This window comes from Huaxiibacter chinensis, assembly GCF_022171985.1.
Classification (GTDB): domain Bacteria; phylum Pseudomonadota; class Gammaproteobacteria; order Enterobacterales; family Enterobacteriaceae; genus Enterobacter; species Enterobacter chinensis_A.
In genome coordinates, this window is the sequence record NZ_JAJVHF010000003.1 from 448,498 (window position 1) to 466,655 (window position 18,158).

An 18,158-nucleotide genomic window follows, 5' to 3' on the forward strand; every position below is an offset into this window, starting at 1 on the left:
ATGGGCCTTTCATGAACATACGCCAGTTAATCTCATCAGGCATGATTTTTTTGTGAATTAATCGAGTATTCCACATGATTTTTACCAATGGGTATAATTTGTTTCCCCGTTCGGTCCTGTAATACCAGCCAGGGAACTTGCTGTGCGGGGAGCGGACGGGAGAAAAGATATCCTTGCAAATAATCACACCCCAGCTCTGCCAGCAGCTGCCGTTGCGCTTCTGTTTCAATGCCCTCCGCCACGACGTTCATTTCCATTGTCCGCGCAACATGAATAATCGTTTCCACTATCTTACGGTTTTTCTCATTGATCAGAATGCCATCGATAAAGCTTTTATCGATCTTAAGTTCCCGTGCAGGAAGGACATTTAACATCAACAGATTAGAGTAACCGGTACCAAAATCATCAATGGAGACGGTAAAACCAGCTTCATTAAACTGGTTTAACAACTCGATACTCCGCTCCAGGTTTTTAAGCGCGGTGCTTTCCGTGACTTCCAGAATTAAGCGGGAGGGTTCGAGACTGTATTTTTTCATGGCACCGGAAATTACGTCGAAAATATCCTGTTGCTCAAACTGAATTGGCGATAAATTAAACGACAACGTCCATTGACCAAATCCTTGCTCCGTCCAGAAGCGTAGCTGCCGACACGCCTGATCGATCGCCCAAACGCCGACCGGAATAATCAACCCTGTTTTCTCCATCGACGGCAGAAATACCCCGGGAAGTAATACGCCTTGTTCTGGGTGGTGCCAGCGTATCAGGGCCTCAAAACCGTGAATCTCGTGTTCCGAAGCCAGATAGGTGGGTTGATACCAGAGTTCAAACTGCTCGCGCTCCAGCGCCTTGCTCAGATCCTGCAAAAAGTGCGGCTCGGCCGACACCGTCTTAGACATTTCCGGGCGATAGATGGCCCAGCCGTTGCGGCCTTCCTGCTTGATATGGTGCATTGCGGCGTCGGCGTTAAATTTCAGTTCATGCAGCGTTTCGCCATGCTGAGGATACAGACTCACGCCCACGCTCAGGGTCAGATTGAGCGTATGGCCGCAAATCGAGAAGGGGCGTCGAATATCATCCAGAAGCGTCATCGCAAGGGACGCGATTTTTTCATCATCACTCTCCGGAAGCAGCAAAATAAACTCATCGCTGCCCAGCCTTGCCAGCGTCATCCCCGGTGAGAGTCGGGAGGTAATACGCTGTGCGACGCTGATTAACAGTTCATCTCCGACATAGTGGCCCCAGGCATCATTCACCAGCCTGAAGTGATCGATATCGAGAAACAGGACGGCAAACTGCTTCTTCGTCAGGAGGGCCGTGTGCAGGCAGTCCTGCAAATTCAAATCCATCTGCTGGCGATTCGCCAGCCCGGTAAGGGCATCAAATCGCGCCTGAAGCTCCAGCTGCTTATTCAGCTGTCGAAGATTCTCCGTCAGGCGGTTCGTTCGACGGTGTGAGTCCACCATGGAGATAATCAACATGATACCCAGTAGTATCAGCGTCGTGGCGCAGACCCATACTGACAGGCCAAACTCACTTACGCCTCCCGGCATGCTGTGAGGGCTGTGGGGAAAGTGTGCCGCGTACATGCCCGTATAGTGCATGGCGCAAATGGCGACGCTCATCAGAATGGCGGCGGCAATTCGGTTAATCAGAACACCTTTATGCTTATGGCGAAGATGAAAAGCCAGCCACAGCGCAGCGCCGGAAGCCAGGACAGCAATCACCACCGAAAGCGATACCGCAGTCTTGTTCCAGCGAATACTGTCGTCAAACATCATGGCAGCCATTCCCAGATAGTGCATGGCGACAACGCCAGAGCTCAGGATTAAGGTGGAAATAAAGAGGCGAGAGCGAGAGAGAGAACTCCGTCGTACCGCAATATTGAGTGCGGTGGTGGCAGCAAGAATGGCTATACCCAGCGAAGCTAGCGTGAGCCAGACTTCATAGTGCATGCTCACAGGCATTTGCATCGACAACATGCCGATAAAATGCATCGCCCAAATGCCAATGCCTAAGGTCATTCCACCTGCAATGCGCCAGAACAGGGCCGCCAGACGGCTGGCGTCGGATATCTTACCCGCGCTGTCCAGCGCAACAAAAGAAGCAATGAAGGCCACCAGGAATGAGATGACAATGAGTACAGGGTTCCACGTAACATCCAGCATTATGCAATCCCACGCTAAAAGGTTGTAGAGGTTGTCTGCCGAACCCGACTAACCGCTAAGTTGTCATGCTTCATTTAAAATTAAAACAGGAAGACTTGCAAACCGCCGGCTAATGCAAATGGAAAATATTTTAATGCTTGATATATTATATAGGCCATAACTTAAGCATTGCTAAACATTATAATCAATTGTTCCCTGCTGTGCTTAATTTTTATCTTACGGAGCGGTGGAAAAATGGCCCCGTTATGTTTTCTCATTATGAGAATAAATGCCTTCTCGCGCATGTTATTCTGGTGTTATTCCGCCAGCATAGCGAATGTGCTTACTTAAGTTAAATTCGCCGACTCTGCTCGTGAAGAGCAAAAGGGCTATAAAATGTGGTGGAAAAAGGTATTTAGAATGCTATAAACAGTACACCTCTGGAAATGTGTGGTCGGGACGAATTATGCTCAGAAATGTTAGCGTAAGAACCTTTATTGTTTACTTTTTCCTTTCCGTTTTATTAATTATTGATGGGCTGATACTCGCATTATCGAAAAACACCTTACTTTTTATTGCGGTAAATATCGTTAATGTCCTGGCCATTCTCCTGCTCTGGGGTTACATGACAAAATATCTTGTGACGCCGATCAATACTGTGAAAAAAAGTATTGAAGAAGTCACGTCGGGTAATTTAGCCGTTTCGATTCCAGAATTTGGCAATAATTGCGCAGGCAGGCTTATTCCCGGGATCAATAACTTATCAAGCAATATTGCGACTCTGGTTCGGGAGATCAGAGCCTCGTCACATACGGCGATGACGCTTTCAGAACAGCTTTCGTCCCGCAGCGAGCAGTTATCGGTCAAAACAGAGCAACAATCCGCATCGTTAATCCAGACCGCAGCCAGCATGGAGCAAATGGCCGCCAGCACGCGAAACAATGCCGACAATACGCGAATGGCCAGCGAGCGGGCCAGTCAGGCGACCGTTCAGGCGAGTAAAGGGGGCGAGCTGATGGGGCAGGTGGCGCACAATATGCAGTCCATCACCGAGTGCGCACAGCAGATGACAGAAATTATCAGTCTGATCGATGGTATCGCTTTTCAGACCAACATCCTGGCCCTTAATGCGGCCGTCGAGGCGGCGCGAGCCGGGGATCATGGTAAAGGGTTTTCCGTTGTGGCGGGTGAAGTGCGTAACCTGGCCCACCGTAGCGCCGAGGCGGCAAAAAGCATCAAGTCGTTAATTGAGGTGACGAGCAATAACGTGACCCAGGGCGTGACGATCGTCTCCGAAGCGGAACAAAACATGCAAGAGATCGTGAAGGGATCCGGGCAGGTCAGTAAATTGATGGACGAAATTTCTGCCTCGACGGCAGAGCAGGAAAAAGGCATCTCGCAAATTACGCAGGCATTATCAGAGCTTGAGCGGGTGACACAGAGTAACGTTGCGATGGTCGACGAACTCTTCGGATCGTCTGATGTTCTCAAGAATCAGGTCATTGAATTACAAACGCGTACCCGTAACTTCAGACTGGAAGGCGGTAACCCGTCCGATTCGCACGATCCTTTTCCTCGTACCTCACTTGCCTGACGGATATTCGGGAGCGTAACGCACGATTATCCGGGCGTTACGCCTCACTCGCCGCGACTCAACACTCAATACGTTTCATGAACAAATTCAGCGCCATGCTAAAGAGAAATATTGATTAACCCACCGCGATGGCTAGACTGACAACGTTGATTGCGAAAGGGTGGAGGCGCTGTGGAAGGTATTAAAGGATCCGACGTTAACGTTCCGGATGCGGTATTCGCGTGGTTACTGGACGGTAAGGGCGGCGCCCGGCAACTGGAAGACAGTGATGTGATTGATGCGGAACATCCCTGCTGGTTGCATTTGAATTATACCCATCCTGATAGCGCGCAATGGCTGGCCTCTACGCCACTGCTGCCCAATAACGTGCGTGATGCCCTCGCGGGCGAAAGTTTGCGTCCACGCGTCAGTCGGCTGGGCGATGGCACGCTCATCACGTTGCGCTGCATTAATGGCAGTACGGATGAGCGTCCCGACCAGCTGGTCGCGATGCGTGTGTATATGGATGAGCGCATCATTGTCTCAACCCGACAGCGCAAGGTGCTGGCGCTGGATGATATTGTCAATGATTTGAAAGAGGGCACCGGTCCGACTGATTGCGGTGGCTGGCTGGTGGATATCTGTGATGCATTAACCGATCATGCCAGCGAATTTATCGAAGAGCTGCACGATAAAATTATCGACCTTGAAGATAACCTGCTCGATCAGCATATCCCTCCCCGCGGATTCCTGGCGTTATTGCGCAAACAGTTAATCGTGATGCGGCGCTATATGACGCCGCAACGTGACGTCTATGCAAGACTGGCGAGCGAACGCCTCAGCTGGATGAACGACGATCAGCGTCGTCTGATGCAGGACATCGCGGACCGTCTTGGTCGCGGGCTGGATGAGATTGACTCCTGTATCGCTCGCACGGCGGTCATGGCCGACGAAATCGCACAGGTGATGCAGGAGTCGTTATCCCGGCGAACCTACACGATGTCGCTCATGGCAATGGTCTTTTTGCCGAGCACGTTTTTAACCGGGCTTTTTGGCGTCAACCTTGGCGGTATTCCTGGCGGTGCCTATCGGTTTGGCTTTTCCATGTTCTGCATCATGTTAGTGCTTTTGATTGGCGGTGTTGCGTGGTGGTTGCATCGCAGTAAATGGTTGTAAAAATAGGCTTTATCGATCGAAATCAGGCTTTAAAACGTGATTTTATTTGAGCGAAGTCAATAAACACCAGCCACGTAAGGTGCACTATAGTTCCCGCAGGTGAATGCAACGTCAAGCGATGGGCGTTGCGCTCCATATTGTCTTACTTCCTTTTTTGAATTACTGCATAGCACAATTTAATTCGTACGACGCCGACTAAATTAGTCGGCTTTTTTTTTGCCTGCGGCAGCTCAGCGACTACCCTAAAAGAGTCACCCGTCAACCCGGAGGGGAATATGAGCTGTCTGTTAACACTGGTGTACGGTCAAATTCTGCCAGACGATCCCATACCTGTCGATCCGGTCCCCGTGCCCGATCCCATCCCACGCCCGCAACCTATGCCCGATCCACCACCGGATGAAGTACCGATTAAATTGTCGCATCGGTAAGTCAGATCTGCGAGGATACGCGGCAACTGATTGTGACTTTTACCACGAGAATACATTGTGACCGCTTTTTCGACCTTAAACGTTCTGCCTGCTGCCCAACTCGATAACCTTAACGAGTTGGGCTATCTCGCGATGACCCCCGTACAAGCTGCCGCGCTGCCAGCCATTCTGGAGGGCCGTGATGTTCGCGTTCAGGCGAAAACCGGCAGTGGCAAAACGGCTGCATTTGGTCTTGGCATTTTGCAGCACATTGATGCGGCCTTATTCCGGACGCAATCGCTGGTACTGTGCCCAACGCGAGAGCTTGCCGATCAGGTTGCTGGCGAGTTACGCCGTCTGGCCCGTTTTCTGCCTAATACTAAAATTCTGACGCTGTGCGGCGGACAACCCTTCGGTGCGCAACGTGACTCCCTGCAACACGCGCCGCATATTATTGTGGCCACGCCGGGCCGTCTCCTCGACCATTTGCAAAAAGGCACCGTTTCTCTTGATGCTTTGCAATCGCTGGTCATGGATGAGGCGGATCGTATGCTGGATATGGGCTTTAGCGATGCCATTGACGAAGTGATTCGTTTTGCGCCTGCAACCCGCCAGACGCTGCTGTTTTCTGCCACCTGGCCCGAGGCGATTGCCGCCATCAGTGGCCGCGTACAGCAAAATCCGGTGACCATCGAAATTGACTCTGTCGACGCTTTGCCCTCTATAGAACAACAGTTCTATGAAACGACCCAGCGCGAAAAAATCGCACTTCTGCAAAAATTACTGAGCCAACATCAACCGGCCTCTTGCGTGGTGTTTTGTAATACCAAAAAAGATTGCCAGGCCGTGTACGATGCACTCAATGCGGCGGGACAGAGCACCCTGGCCCTGCACGGGGATCTGGAGCAGCGCGAACGCGACCAGACGCTGGTTCGTTTCGCCAACGGCAGCGCACGCGTATTGGTCGCAACGGACGTTGCCGCACGCGGTCTGGATATCAAATCCCTTGAGCTGGTCGTTAATTTCGAACTGGCCTGGGACCCGGAGGTTCACGTTCATCGCATTGGCCGCACCGCTCGTGCCGGCAACAGCGGGCTGGCAATTAGCCTGTGCGCCCCTGAAGAAGCGCAACGGGCCAACATTCTCTCTGAAATGCTTCAGCTCAAACTAAACTGGATGAGCGAGCCGGGAAATGTTGCCATCCTTCCACTGAAAGCTGAAATGGCGACGCTCTGTATCGACGGCGGCAAAAAGGCCAAAATGCGTCCGGGTGACGTCCTGGGCGCGTTAACCGGTGATATCGGGTTGGATGGGGCAGACATTGGGAAAATCGCCGTCCATCCCGCACATGTTTATGTTGCGGTACGGCAGTCGGTAGCCCAGAAAGCCTGGAAAGGTTTGCAGAATGGCAAGATAAAAGGTAAAGCGTGCCGGGTCTGGCTAATGAAATAAGCGCAAGACAAGCGTCTCAGACCGGGAGTCTGAGACGCCTTTTATTACTTCACTTCTACAACATCGAGTCGCATTTCATCAAGCTGCGAGTCATCTTCTTCCGGCTGCCAGCCTGCTGGCTGCACAGGGATATCTTCACGGTCAAAGGCCAGGTCGCCACCGTCCACAACGGCGGAGCCGTGGGTGATACCTTTAAAATCAAAGAGGCTGGTATCGCTCAGATGGGAAGGCACGACATTTTGCATCGCGCTAAACATCGTCTCGATTCGTCCCGGGTAGCGTTTATCCCAGTCACGCAGCATATCGGCGATCACCTGACGCTGCAGGTTAGGCTGCGAGCCACATAGGTTGCACGGAATGATCGGGTACTCGCGCGCCAGCGCGAAACGTTCGATATCTTTCTCACGGCAGTAGGCGAGGGGGCGAATGACAATGTGTTTCCCGTCATCGCTCATCAGCTTGGGTGGCATCCCTTTCATTTTGCCGCCGTAGAACATATTGAGGAACAAGGTCTGCAAAATATCATCGCGATGGTGACCCAGCGCAATTTTGGTGGCACCCAGTTCAGTCGCGGTACGATACAAAATACCGCGGCGCAAACGAGAGCATAAGGAACAGGTCGTTTTACCTTCCGGGATCTTATCCTTTACGATGCCGTAGGTATTTTCTTCCACAATTTTATATTCCACACCCTGCTCTTCGAGGTACGCCGGGAGGATGTGTTCAGGGAAGCCAGGCTGTTTTTGATCGAGATTGACCGCGACAAGCGAGAAATTAATCGGGGCGCTCTTTTGCAAACTACGCAGGATCTCCAGCATCGTGTAGCTGTCTTTACCGCCTGACAGGCAAACCATGATGCGATCGCCTTCTTCAATCATGTTGAAGTCAGCAATGGCTTCACCCACGTTACGACGCAGGCGTTTCTGCAGTTTGTTCAGGTTGTACTGTTCTTTCTTATTAATCTCTTGATTTTGCGACATTTATTCTTTACTCAAATATCAAATGGGGCACCAGTGGGGCAAACGCTTGTAAAGCGCCAGCTTCGCGTTCAGCATGGCCACCTGTCATTGTTCAATTCTTCTATCCATGTAGCATAGATTTCATACACCATCTGCGCATTTTCGTGCCCCATCTGATTAGTAATAAAAGACGGGTTAGCGCCTGCCGATAACAACCAGCATGCGAAAGTGTGCCGTGTATGGTACGGATTGCGGCGGCGAATGCCAGCACGTTTTACAGCAGCGTTCCAGCGCGCGGCAATACTGCCCAGTGAGTAGTGCGCTTTCTGTGCACCGTTTCTTACATGGGTATGAAAACAAAATGCACGTTCTGCTTTTCAGTCAGCCCGTATTGGCGATGGTAAAAGGGGGTTTCCGTTTTTGGGAAAGGGACCGTCAATTAGTCTTAGGGAGACGTGTTGATACATCGCCAATATCAAATCCCTAATGGATCAAATTTTTCCCAGTTATAACTGATCCTCGCTAATGTCAATTCTCCGACAACATCCCCGAAATCAATTTCCTGACGTTCCAAAAAAAACTCCCGCACGGTTGCGGGTATAAAAGCAGCGCTGTAACGCAGGATCGTGCTGTGCCAGAATGGGGCCGGTAATGGACTGTTGCCGTGGCGCATCAGCAACTCATCTTTCCACTCAGACTCCAGAATTTTCTCGCAGAATGACTGACGCATCGCTATCGCTGGCTCATCCGGGATACCCGCCAGTAACAACTGGCTGGGCAAAGCAATCAATCGAAGGTTCCTGATCACAATCATTTTCGAATGATATCCAGCCCAGATGTGTTTCAATTGCTCAACTTTCGAGGGCAATCGATCGTTTGCCTTATAGAGGGGCAGAGTCAGTGGTAAGAAGGTGAAATGAAAACTGTGTACTGGCAGGATATCGGCGAGTGGATCATCCCCCGTGAGCTCGTTTAATTCTTCAATTAGCTGCGAGACCAAAAATGGCATACACGGCTTTATACCTGTTGCCAGAGCGAGTTTTACCGGGTCGTAGTAGTTTTCTTCTCGGATTTCCCCGATTCCGGCATTATCTGCCCACAACCCAAGGGTGTTTAAATTTGTTGAACGATAAATGTCTGGCAAGCTAAAGGGTTTCATGACTGACCTTAAGAGGTATTGAACAAAGGCTATAAATTGCCGTCTTTGTCAGATATTTCAGGTCATTCTATTAATATTTCAGCGCTATGTAATAAATAAATTTGACTGAACTAACGAACTTACCGACCCGAAGGTCGATAATTGTTAACACTGATAAAAGTTCACCCTGCGTAGGCTTCATTTGCTTCCCCGCCCGGTCCCGGCCAGAGGGTATCCGGCCTTTTGAGCGTATCGTCTGAAAGAGGCAGCGTCAGGGGTAATTCATTCAGATGAGCTCACCAGTTATCCAGCACCCGCTGACGAACCTCTTCAGGGTAGCCCTGTTCAAACGACGCATGTAAATGTCGTGTGGATTGCAGGGTATCGAATACCACCTTGGCCCCTTTTCCGGCCACGTATTCTTCTTCCTCATAACACTGCGGCAGACGGATCACGCGCTGATCGTCGAATACGACGCGACGGCCTACCGGATGAACGCGGGTTGAGAGTACCCACACCACCTCGCGCAAATTGGTCGGATCAAAATCATCATCCACGACGTAGACCTTTGGGATAAACACCATGGCATCAGTTTTAAACAAGACTTCGCCAATGCGCTGGGCCAGCGCCTCGCTGGTGACGCCCGGTAACTTTTCACGCCAGTCTTGTGGGACCACCACCAGCAGCCAGTGCACGGTTGAATCTTCCGGGATCCAGGCGGTGGTGACTGGTAATTCGGCGTCGCGCAAGTGCGTCAGCGCGTCGGCAGCCAGCCCCATTGCCCACAGGGTATGCGACTCGTCGGTCGGACGTCCGGTAATCGACATAGGCCAGATCGGATCGTCACGGTGCGTAATGGTCTCGACGTGGAAGGTCGGCTGGGCCGATGACCCTTCGCCAAGATAACCACCGTATTCACCATAGGGGCCTTCCTGGCAATCGCGGGTGATGGAGACATGACCCTCAATGACTATCTCGGCGGTAGCAGGCACGTCCAGATCAATGCTGACGGCTTTTACCACGGGGACGGGCTCGCCCGCCAGGGTGCCGATGTAGTCGGCCTCATCCGCGTGCGCAGGGATGGGAATGCCGGAAACACAGGAGATGGCCGGTGCCGGGCCTTGCACCAGTGCGTATGGCATCGGCTGACCGAGCTCCACCCATTGCGTCCAAATCTGACCAATGTGCTGGCTCGGCACCATCAGCCCCACCATCCGGTGCGCATCGACTTTCATCACCCGCGCAATCGACCAGTTGACCCATTTCCCGTCCGGCGTTTTGACAATCAGCGTGCCCCAGGTGTTGGCGTACCGACCGCCATCTTTGTCGTGAGCGAACGGGATCGGGAAACGATCAAGACTGGCTTCTTCACCGCGTAGGATGTTTTGATGGCACAGCGCTTGCGCAGAGTCGACCCGCACCGGTGGGATGCCGGGCTGGTGGCGAGCCGCCGAGAGCGCTTCAACGATCTCGGGTCCACCCGTCTGGGGATCCAGACCCAGTGACATGGCCACGCGGGCATAGGGCATTTCGCGGCGGGAAGAGAGCCCGGCCGGTGCACCAAACAGACGGAAACCGGGAGCCACGCCTGTGACGTTGTGAAACAGCGGGGCCGGGGATTGTATCTCGTAGCTGCGGCGCGTTATTGCGCTCGGTTCGTAATCGCCGTCGACTTCGCGCTGGACATGCATGATGTCGCCCATTGCGTCCAGGGCATCAATATAGCTGCGTAAATCACCGTAATAGTTCATTGGGCTCTCCTTAAGCCGTGTGAGTGGCGCGGGGTTCACCCCAGCGTTGGGTTAAATGGTTATCCAGACCAAACTGATCGAGAATGCGGGAGACAAAATGGTTGATGATGTTGTCAATGCTGGCGGGATGGTTATAGAAGGCTGGCATCGGGGGGAGCATCATTGCGCCAGCCCGGGCCAGGGCGAGCATGTTGTCCAGGTGGATCGCATTCAGCGGTGATTCGCGCGGAACCAGTACCAGCTTGCGTTGTTCTTTGAGCGTGACGTCGGCGGCGCGGGCAATTAAGCCGTCACCGTAGCCACAGCGGATGGCGGCAAGCGTTTTCATGCTGCATGGCACGATGACCATGCCATCGACGCGAAAAGAGCCGCTGGAAATCGCCGCGGCCTGATCGTGTTCGCTGTAACACTTTGAGGCAAGGGCGATAACGTCCTGTACACTGTAGGGCGTTTCCAGTTGAATGGTTGCCCGTGCCCACTTTGAAATCACCAGATGGGTTTCGACGTCCAGTTGTTTCAGCGCGGTCAGTAAGCGAATGCCAATTGCAGCGCCTGTAGCGCCAGTCATGCCTACAACAAGCTTCATGCGGGTTCTCTGTTATTCATTTTTCAAGTATAGTTTGAGTTCAAACTGTTTGTGTTCGAACTATATGTTTGTCGTTTTCAGGAGTCAAGAGAATCAATGGCGGAAAATCGCGACTTAATCCTTGCCGCGCCCCTGTGGCCGCACGGCGATTGTTCATTAATGCACCTGATGCGCCGCGCAGGTCAGCACTCATCCACCTGCTGGTCGCAATGTGTTGATACCGGGTTATCGGCGGTGCAGTACGCCATACTGGTGGTACTGGCAGAAGAGACGCTCTGCGATCAGCAAACGCTGGGTAACCGGGCCGGTTTCGATAAAGCGACCGGGACTTATATTATTGATCGTATGAGTAAAAGTAGGCTGCTGAGTGTCAAAACCGACCCCGGCAACCGCCGCCGTAAACTGGTGTCGATGACCCCAGAGGGCGAGGCGATGCTGGCACAGATGATTGAGCAGGCTAAACGCGCCGAGGAGCGGATCACCGCCGATCTCAGCGTGCAGGATATCGCCGACCTGAAACGTCTGCTGAGTAAGCTCGGGGGATTGCAGAAGCCTGATGAAGAACGACGTTGATAGCCCTGTTGAGCCGAAGCCCGATCTGACGATCGGTTTTCTGCTGATCAAGCAATTTACGCTGGCCTCGGTGGCGGGGCTGGTGGAGTCGCTGCGCTTTGCGGCGGACGAATCCTTCTCCAGTCGGCAGATTTTTTGTCGCTGGGAGTGGATGACCTGCGACGACCAGCCGGTCACCGCAAGCTGCGGGCTGCCGGTGTCACCCACCGCGAAGCTCGATTTTTCCCGCGACTGGGACTATTTCGTGGTCGCGGGGGGATTGCTGGAGGAGACCCGTCATCCCCCCGACTGGTTGTTACAAGCCCTGCGGGATTTGCATGCGCGTAATATCCCGATTATTACCCTCTGCAGCGGGGCGTTTGTGGCCGGTCACGCCGGGCTGCTGGACGGACATCACTGCGCGATCCACTTCACTACCCGCGACGAATTTCGGCTGCGCTTTCCCCTCGCCATTCCGGTGATTGATAAGACCTATATCAACGAAGGGGGGATTATTTCTTGCCCGGGCGGGACGGCTATTGATCTCGGTACCGATCTCATTCGCCAGCATTGTGGGCTTATCCGCGCGCAGAAAGTCCGCAAATATCTGCTGGTGGATGACGCTCGCCCCGTCGGTAAAGCCAGACATAAGGTTCCGCTTAACGCGCCGGAGGTGTATGAAAACGAGCAGGTGAATAAGGTGATTGCGCTGATGAAGCATCATCTTGACTCGCCCATCCCGCTCACCGAGGTGGCGGAGTTCGCGGGCGTGACCTTCCGCCAGTTGAATCTGATGTTCACGAAATGTACCGGCTATTCGGCGGCGGTTTACTGGCGCAGCATGCGCCTGGAGCAGGCGCGAAAGCTGATGTCTGATTCCAGTAACAGCATCAACACCATTGCCGCCGCAACCGGCTTTGCGGACGCATCACACCTGATTGCCTGGTTTCGTAAGCATTACGGTGAAACGCCCAGTGCCTTTCGCAAACGTCGCAGGGAAGTGGAAAAACTGGTGAAGGAATAACAAGGGCTGCCTCGTGCAGCCCTTTGTCACTTACAGACTGTGCCGTTTTGGCATCACTTCCTGCATCGACATTTTTTCGCGTGGGGCTTCATTGTCCAGCGACGAGGCCTCTTCCAGACTACGGGCACTGGTTTCCGGGGCGAGGAACCATGACACCACCAGACCAAAGAAGGTGATGGCCGCGGCGATATACATAGTCGATCCGATCCCGATGCTTTGTAATGATACCGGCACCAGCCAGGTTCCCACCGCCGCACCTACGCGCGACAGCGACGTTCCTACGCCGACAGCACCGGCGCGGATCTCGGTCGGGAAAATCTCGTTCGGGTAGACCAGTTGCAGCACCTGAGCGCCGCCGATAAACAGGGCGTACAGTCCGAACATCAGCAGGATCACCGCAGAAGGGCCATCACGCAGGAAGCCCAGCAGCAACAGGGCCAGCCCGGACCACAGGAAACTGTGCAGCAGCAGCTTGCGGCGTCCAAGCGTATTCACCAGACGGGTGGCAATCACGCAGCCCACCACGAACAGCAGGGTAATGGCCACCGATCCATAAGAGGCCCATCCTCCGCTCAGGTGCAGCGCATCCAGCACTTTTGGCGCAAATGCATAGACCGCGAACACCGGGATCACCGAGCAGGTCCAGAAGACGGTGACAAACGCCATTCTTTTGCCGTAACCGGAATGGAGCAGGCTGAAGAAGGAGAGATTTTTGCTTTCCGCCTGAACCGGCAGATTCGCCAGGCCAAAGTCCGGGCCGTAGACGCGACGGATAATCGCTTCTGCTTCGGCATGGCGGCCTTTACTGATCAACCAGCGTGGCGATTCTGGCGTGCCAAGACGGACCAGGAACAGCAGTATGCCAATCACAGCGGTACTGGCAAGCGTGATGCGCCAGGCTTCTGGCCCGTCGAAACGGATGATCGCTTCGCCGGTCAGATAGGCCATCGCGGCCCCCGCAAACCATAAAATAGTGAGCGTGGCGAGGCAGGGCCCACGGTTCTTCTTCGGCAAGAATTCGACCAGGAAGGCGGTCGCAACCGGGTATTCGATCCCAACGGCGACCCCGTTCATAAAGCGTAAGGCAAAGAGCATTTCGCCACTTTGTACCCAATATTGCGCCATGGAGCAGACGACAAAAAGCGTCGGGCCGACAAAAAATAGTAAGCGTCTGCCCAGCCGGTCGGTGAGCGCGCCGCCGATAAACCCGCCAAAGAAGATGCCGATCAACGCGGAGGCAGCAATCAGACCTTCCCAGAACGCGCTCAGGCCCAGAGCAGGGGAGACTTTCATCATCGCGATGCCGATAATACTCAGCACATAGCCATCAATAAAGGAACCGCCTCCGGATCGAACGGTTAGCAACCGATGGAACCGATTAAGTGGAACGTCTTCTACTGAAAGGGTATTTGACATGGTAACTCCTGTCTTTCACCGTTGTCGTTGAATTAACGCTATGTCGTGTGGCAGTCATCAACCCAATAAGCGATGAGGGCGTATAACAGGCGCACAAAACGAGTGCCGTTAATCAAACGATCACGGAATAAATGTAGGTCAGGTAAAAGTAATCAGCGATCTTAATAAATCATATTGTCTGTTATTTTTGGCAATTCATGGCAAATACTCCTCCGGTGCAGGATGGTCGAATAAGATGTTTATTATTATTAAGGTGTTACTTGCTTTCATTCACTGCGGGTAATACTTTCGGCGTCGCGCTGCGGGTGGACCACCAGCAGAGCAGCGATCCCAGGCTCACCATCGCCGAGCCTTGCCAGAACGACAGCGTGAGAGGCGAGCTCAGGATAAACGCGGCCAGTACCGCCGAGATGATCGGAATAAAGTACGAGGCGGCGGCCAGTACCGTGACGTTACCGTGCAATATCCCTACGTTCCACGCCGCGTAACCAAAGCCCATCGCGATGGCCGCCAGCAGCAGACTGACCCACGCATGCCAGGAAAGAATAAATTCAGGCTGCGGAGAAAACAGATATTTCACCCATAATGTCAGCGCGGTTAAAATAAAAAACAGCGTAATGCCGTTATGCCCTTTGGCAATTATTTTCGTGACCACGCAGTAGATGGCCCAAATAATGGCTCCGCTGAAGGCGAGGCCATAACTGAGTGGATTCTCCATAATATTATTTATCATTTCATTCAAAGAGAAACCGTTGTCGCCACCTAATACCCGGCATATTCCCGCGATGGCTAATATCATGCCCGGAATAATGATCAGGCTGGTTTTTTGGCGGTTCACTATCACCGCCAGCAAAATGGTCATGCCTGGCCAGAGATAATTCACCATGCCCACTTCGATGGCCTGACGCCCCGTATGGGTGAAGCCCAGCGACAGCGACAGACAGAGTTCGTAACACACAAACAGAATACTGCCGAGGATCAGATAAGCGGGCGGAAACTGCCGCAGCTTAGGAAAGCCTACCGTAAACAACAGCAGCACGGCACTGCAGGTGTAAATCAATGCAGCACCGCCCACCGGGCCAAATCCTTCGCTCACGCTTTTAATCAAGCCAACGATGGCGCTCCACAGCAGGATGGCTATCAATCCGATGAGTGTCGCTTTCTTCTGGGACATACCCTGTACCTCTGTTTACATTATCATCACAATCAGAGCCGCTGACTGTTAAATCCTGGTTAAAACCTGCCTTAAAACTATGCCTACGTATTGATGCTGTAAATACATCCCAGGAGGCAATAATTCCGGAATGTGATCGTTATCTGAAAATATATAGAAAATTACTACGTCGAGAAATAACTTTTAATTGATTGATTTTTATAGGGTAAAAACTTTGTCTATGTAGAAATATTCTCTTTTATCGTATTTATATTGTATTTTTCATGTATACAAAAATTATTCGTCCATTGACCTCTTTCACCACTGTGTGCAAATTTTTAACAAACGCAGTCTGATCGGATGGCTGAGCAGGCTCTTATGGTCGTGAATTCTCTGGAGGTTATCGTGTTGACATTTGAAGGTATCTACACCCCGGCAATTACCCCTTACAAGGCGGATGGCAGCATTGATTTCGCACGCTTTGCTGAGGTGCTGGAATCCCTGATCGAAGCCCGCGTTCACGGCATCATCATTGGCGGGTCGACGGGCGAATACTACGCCCAGAGCGCACAAGAGCGTAAGGCCCTGGCGGAACACGCCCGCCAGGTGACCGCCAACCGCCTGCCGCTGATTGTCGGCACGGGTGCGATTCGAACAGAAGAAGCGGTGGACTTTGCAAAACATGCACGCGAAATCAAAGCCGACGCCATTCTGGTGACGTCGCCACCCTACGCGCTGCCGACTGAACTGGAAAACGCCCATCACGCGCTGACGGTCGATAAAGCCGCGCAGTTGCCGATCATGCTTTACAACTATCCGGGCCGGATGGGCATTACCATGGGCGAGACCTATTTCCGCGAAGTCAGCCGCTCATCCAACGTGGTGGCAATCAAAGAAAGCTCGGGTGATTTTAATAATCTGCACCTGCTGGCCTGCAAATTCCCGAATATCGCGCTTTCCTGCGGCTGGGACGATCAGGCGCTGGAGTTCTTCGCCTGGGGCGCGCGTAGCTGGGTCTGTGCCGGTTCTAACTTCATTCCACTTGAACACGTTGCGCTGTATGAAGCCTGCGTGGTGGAAAAAGATTTCGACAAAGGCCGTAAAATCATGGCGGCGATGATGCCGCTGATGAACTACCTCGACGGCGGTAAATTTGTGCAGTCCATCCGTTATGGTTGCGAGCTGAACGGCCTGTCTTCCGGTCAGGTACGTGCGCCGCTGCAAAATCTGGATGAAGAAGAAAAAGCTCAGTTGAAAGCGGTCATTGCCGATGTTAAACGCAACGTTGCTGCGGTGACGGCGGCGTAAGGGGGCAGGATGACACAGCTTCAGACTCTTCAGGACGTTACCCGCGTGGCGCATGAGCTTCGGCTTTCGGGCCAGGCTTTTATCAACGGTCGTTTTACACCTGCCCGTTCAGGGAAAACCCTGACCACGCAGCATCCGGCGACCGGCGAGGCCATTGTTGATATCGCCGCCTGCGATGCGTCCGATGTTGACGCGGCGGTGAGTGCGGCGCGCGCGGCCTTTGACGGCGGAAGCTGGAGCAAGTGGGCTCCGGGCGAACGCAAAGCGGTGCTGCTGAAACTGGCGGCGCTAATGGAACAGGAGCTGGAATCGCTGGCGGTGCTGGAAAGTCTCGACAGCGGCAAACCGTTCGGGGAATGCCTGGCGGTGGACGTGCCGGAAACCGTGCATGTGCTGAAGTGGCATGCGGAAGCTATCGACAAACTCTACGACCACACGGCGCCTACCGGTAACGCGCTGGCGCTGGTGGTACGTGAGCCGATTGGCGTCGTGGGCTGCGTTTTGCCGTGGAACTTCCCGCTGTTAATGCTCGCCTGGAAAATTGGCCCGGCGCTGGCGGCAGGCTGTTCGGTGGTGGTGAAACCGGCGGAACAGACCTCTTTGACCGCGCTTCGCGTGGCTGAACTGGCGTTTGAAGCGGGTGTTCCTGCGGGGGTGCTCAATATTGTTACCGGAACAGGGAAAGAGGTCGGCGAACCTATAGGCTTGCATCCGGATATCGACATGGTGAGTTTCACCGGCTCCACGGCGACCGGACGACGTTTCCTGCGTTATGCGGCAGATTCCAACCTCAAAAAAGTGGTGCTGGAATGTGGCGGCAAAAACCCGGCGCTGGTGTTTAACGATGCCGAGGATTTAGCCGCAGTTGCGGGACATGTGCTTAACGGCGCGTTCTGGAACATGGGGGAAAACTGCTCGGCCACATCCCGCCTGCTGGTTCAGGAAGAGGTGAAAGAGGCGCTGCTGGCAGAGATGGCGAAGCAGATCGGCGACTGGACGATGGGCAACCCGCTTGATCCCCGTAACCGTCTGGGGACGATGGTCTCTGCGGAGCACTTCAATAAGGTCAGCGGCTATCTTGATACCGCGCGTCAGGAAGGGTTGCGCGTGCTGCATGGCGGCAATACCGAGCAGGGCGCTTATGTCCAGCCGACGGTGATTGACGGTGTGACGCCAGAAAGCGCGCTGTTCCGGGAAGAGATTTTTGGGCCGGTACTGTGCGTGACAACCTTCAAAACCGAAGCCCAGGCGATTGCACTGGCGAACGATACCCCTTACGGGTTGGCGGCATCGGTTTATACCAGCAAGCTTAATCGTGCCATTCGCGTCTCCCGCGCGATCCGCGCCGGAACGGTGACCGTTAACTGCTTTGGCGAAGGTGATGCCACAACACCATTTGGCGGTTATAAGCAGTCTGGCTTCGGGGGCCGGGATAAATCCGTGTTCGCGCTCGATCAGTACACTGAGCTCAAGACCATCTGGATTGATGTGACGGATGAGAGTGCCTGACGTCGTTTTT

At 53.3% G+C, this 18,158-nt stretch carries 15 protein-coding genes and 1 pseudogene; 8 read left to right on the forward strand and 8 right to left on the reverse strand.

Annotated features, from left to right (window positions below; genetic code table 11):
* Positions 1–35: 35 nt before the first annotated feature.
* The gene (locus LZP96_RS11070) at positions 36–2,165 is read right to left on the reverse strand and encodes a putative bifunctional diguanylate cyclase/phosphodiesterase (protein WP_258926007.1); all 2,130 of its coding nucleotides are present in this window, start codon (positions 2,163–2,165) and stop codon (positions 36–38) included.
* 604 nt (positions 2,166–2,769) lie between these two features.
* On the opposite strand from LZP96_RS11070, the gene LZP96_RS11075 reads away from it, so the two are divergent.
* From LZP96_RS11075 to dbpA, 4 genes are all read left to right on the forward strand, one after another.
* Entirely contained in the window at positions 2,770–3,738 is a 969-nt protein-coding gene (locus LZP96_RS11075) for a methyl-accepting chemotaxis protein (protein WP_374230106.1), read from the forward strand.
* A gap of 171 nt (positions 3,739–3,909) precedes the next feature.
* Complete coding sequence (gene zntB / locus LZP96_RS11080; RefSeq protein ID WP_064326259.1) at positions 3,910–4,893, forward strand: zinc transporter ZntB; 984 nt, start codon at positions 3,910–3,912, stop codon at positions 4,891–4,893.
* 284 nt (positions 4,894–5,177) lie between these two features.
* Entirely contained in the window at positions 5,178–5,321 is a 144-nt protein-coding gene (ynaL, locus tag LZP96_RS11085; RefSeq protein ID WP_269466930.1) for a proline-rich small protein YnaL, read from the forward strand.
* 57 nt (positions 5,322–5,378) lie between these two features.
* Entirely contained in the window at positions 5,379–6,752 is a 1,374-nt protein-coding gene (gene dbpA / locus LZP96_RS11090) for an ATP-dependent RNA helicase DbpA (protein WP_258926009.1), read from the forward strand.
* 44 nt (positions 6,753–6,796) lie between these two features.
* Here dbpA and ttcA read toward each other — a convergent pair whose 3' ends face one another.
* The 5 genes and pseudogenes from ttcA to LZP96_RS11115 all read right to left on the reverse strand — a co-directional run bounded on the left by ttcA (position 6,797) and on the right by LZP96_RS11115 (position 11,186).
* Complete coding sequence (gene ttcA / locus LZP96_RS11095) at positions 6,797–7,732, reverse strand: tRNA 2-thiocytidine(32) synthetase TtcA (RefSeq protein ID WP_258926010.1); 936 nt, start codon at positions 7,730–7,732, stop codon at positions 6,797–6,799.
* Between the two features lie 18 nt (positions 7,733–7,750).
* A pseudogene (locus tag LZP96_RS11100) lies at positions 7,751–8,150 on the reverse strand (tyrosine-type recombinase/integrase); the annotation flags it as partial.
* A gap of 36 nt (positions 8,151–8,186) precedes the next feature.
* Positions 8,187–8,870, reverse strand: coding sequence for a hypothetical protein (locus LZP96_RS11105; protein WP_258926011.1), 684 nt, complete (start codon positions 8,868–8,870; stop codon positions 8,187–8,189).
* 275 nt (positions 8,871–9,145) lie between these two features.
* Positions 9,146–10,600, reverse strand: a complete 1,455-nt coding sequence (locus tag LZP96_RS11110; RefSeq protein ID WP_064326255.1) for a UbiD family decarboxylase — start codon at positions 10,598–10,600, stop codon at positions 9,146–9,148.
* A 10-nt stretch (positions 10,601–10,610) separates the two neighbouring features.
* On the reverse strand, positions 10,611–11,186 hold the full coding sequence (locus tag LZP96_RS11115) for a non-oxidative hydroxyarylic acid decarboxylases subunit B (RefSeq protein ID WP_258926012.1): 576 nt from the start codon (positions 11,184–11,186) through the stop codon (positions 10,611–10,613).
* 96 nt (positions 11,187–11,282) lie between these two features.
* Between LZP96_RS11115 and LZP96_RS11120 the strand changes: the two genes are divergently transcribed.
* Together LZP96_RS11120 and LZP96_RS11125 are read left to right on the forward strand one after the other, a co-directional pair.
* Positions 11,283–11,759 carry a MarR family winged helix-turn-helix transcriptional regulator gene (locus LZP96_RS11120; RefSeq protein WP_064326253.1) on the forward strand — a complete coding sequence of 159 codons (477 nt, stop codon included), beginning with the start codon at positions 11,283–11,285 and terminating at the stop codon, positions 11,757–11,759.
* Positions 11,743–12,762: a GlxA family transcriptional regulator gene (locus LZP96_RS11125; RefSeq protein ID WP_064326252.1), complete on the forward strand. Its 1,020-nt coding sequence runs from the start codon at positions 11,743–11,745 to the stop codon at positions 12,760–12,762. Before LZP96_RS11120 ends, LZP96_RS11125 begins: the two co-directional genes overlap by 17 nt.
* Before the next feature lie 30 nt (positions 12,763–12,792).
* On the opposite strand, the gene LZP96_RS11130 is transcribed toward LZP96_RS11125, so the two are convergent.
* Both LZP96_RS11130 and yddG read right to left on the reverse strand, forming a co-directional pair.
* Positions 12,793–14,178, reverse strand: coding sequence for an MFS transporter (locus tag LZP96_RS11130; protein WP_258926013.1), 1,386 nt, complete (start codon positions 14,176–14,178; stop codon positions 12,793–12,795).
* 256 nt (positions 14,179–14,434) lie between these two features.
* The gene (gene yddG, locus LZP96_RS11135) at positions 14,435–15,352 is read right to left on the reverse strand and encodes an aromatic amino acid DMT transporter YddG (protein ID WP_258926014.1); all 918 of its coding nucleotides are present in this window, start codon (positions 15,350–15,352) and stop codon (positions 14,435–14,437) included.
* Between the two features lie 384 nt (positions 15,353–15,736).
* Between yddG and LZP96_RS11140 the strand changes: the two genes are divergently transcribed.
* Both LZP96_RS11140 and LZP96_RS11145 read left to right on the forward strand, forming a co-directional pair.
* Entirely contained in the window at positions 15,737–16,639 is a 903-nt protein-coding gene (locus LZP96_RS11140) for a dihydrodipicolinate synthase family protein (RefSeq protein WP_258926015.1), read from the forward strand.
* A 9-nt stretch (positions 16,640–16,648) separates the two neighbouring features.
* A complete protein-coding gene (locus tag LZP96_RS11145; protein ID WP_064326249.1) occupies positions 16,649–18,148 on the forward strand; it encodes an aldehyde dehydrogenase in 1,500 nt (499 codons plus the stop codon).
* Positions 18,149–18,158: the final 10 nt, after the last annotated feature.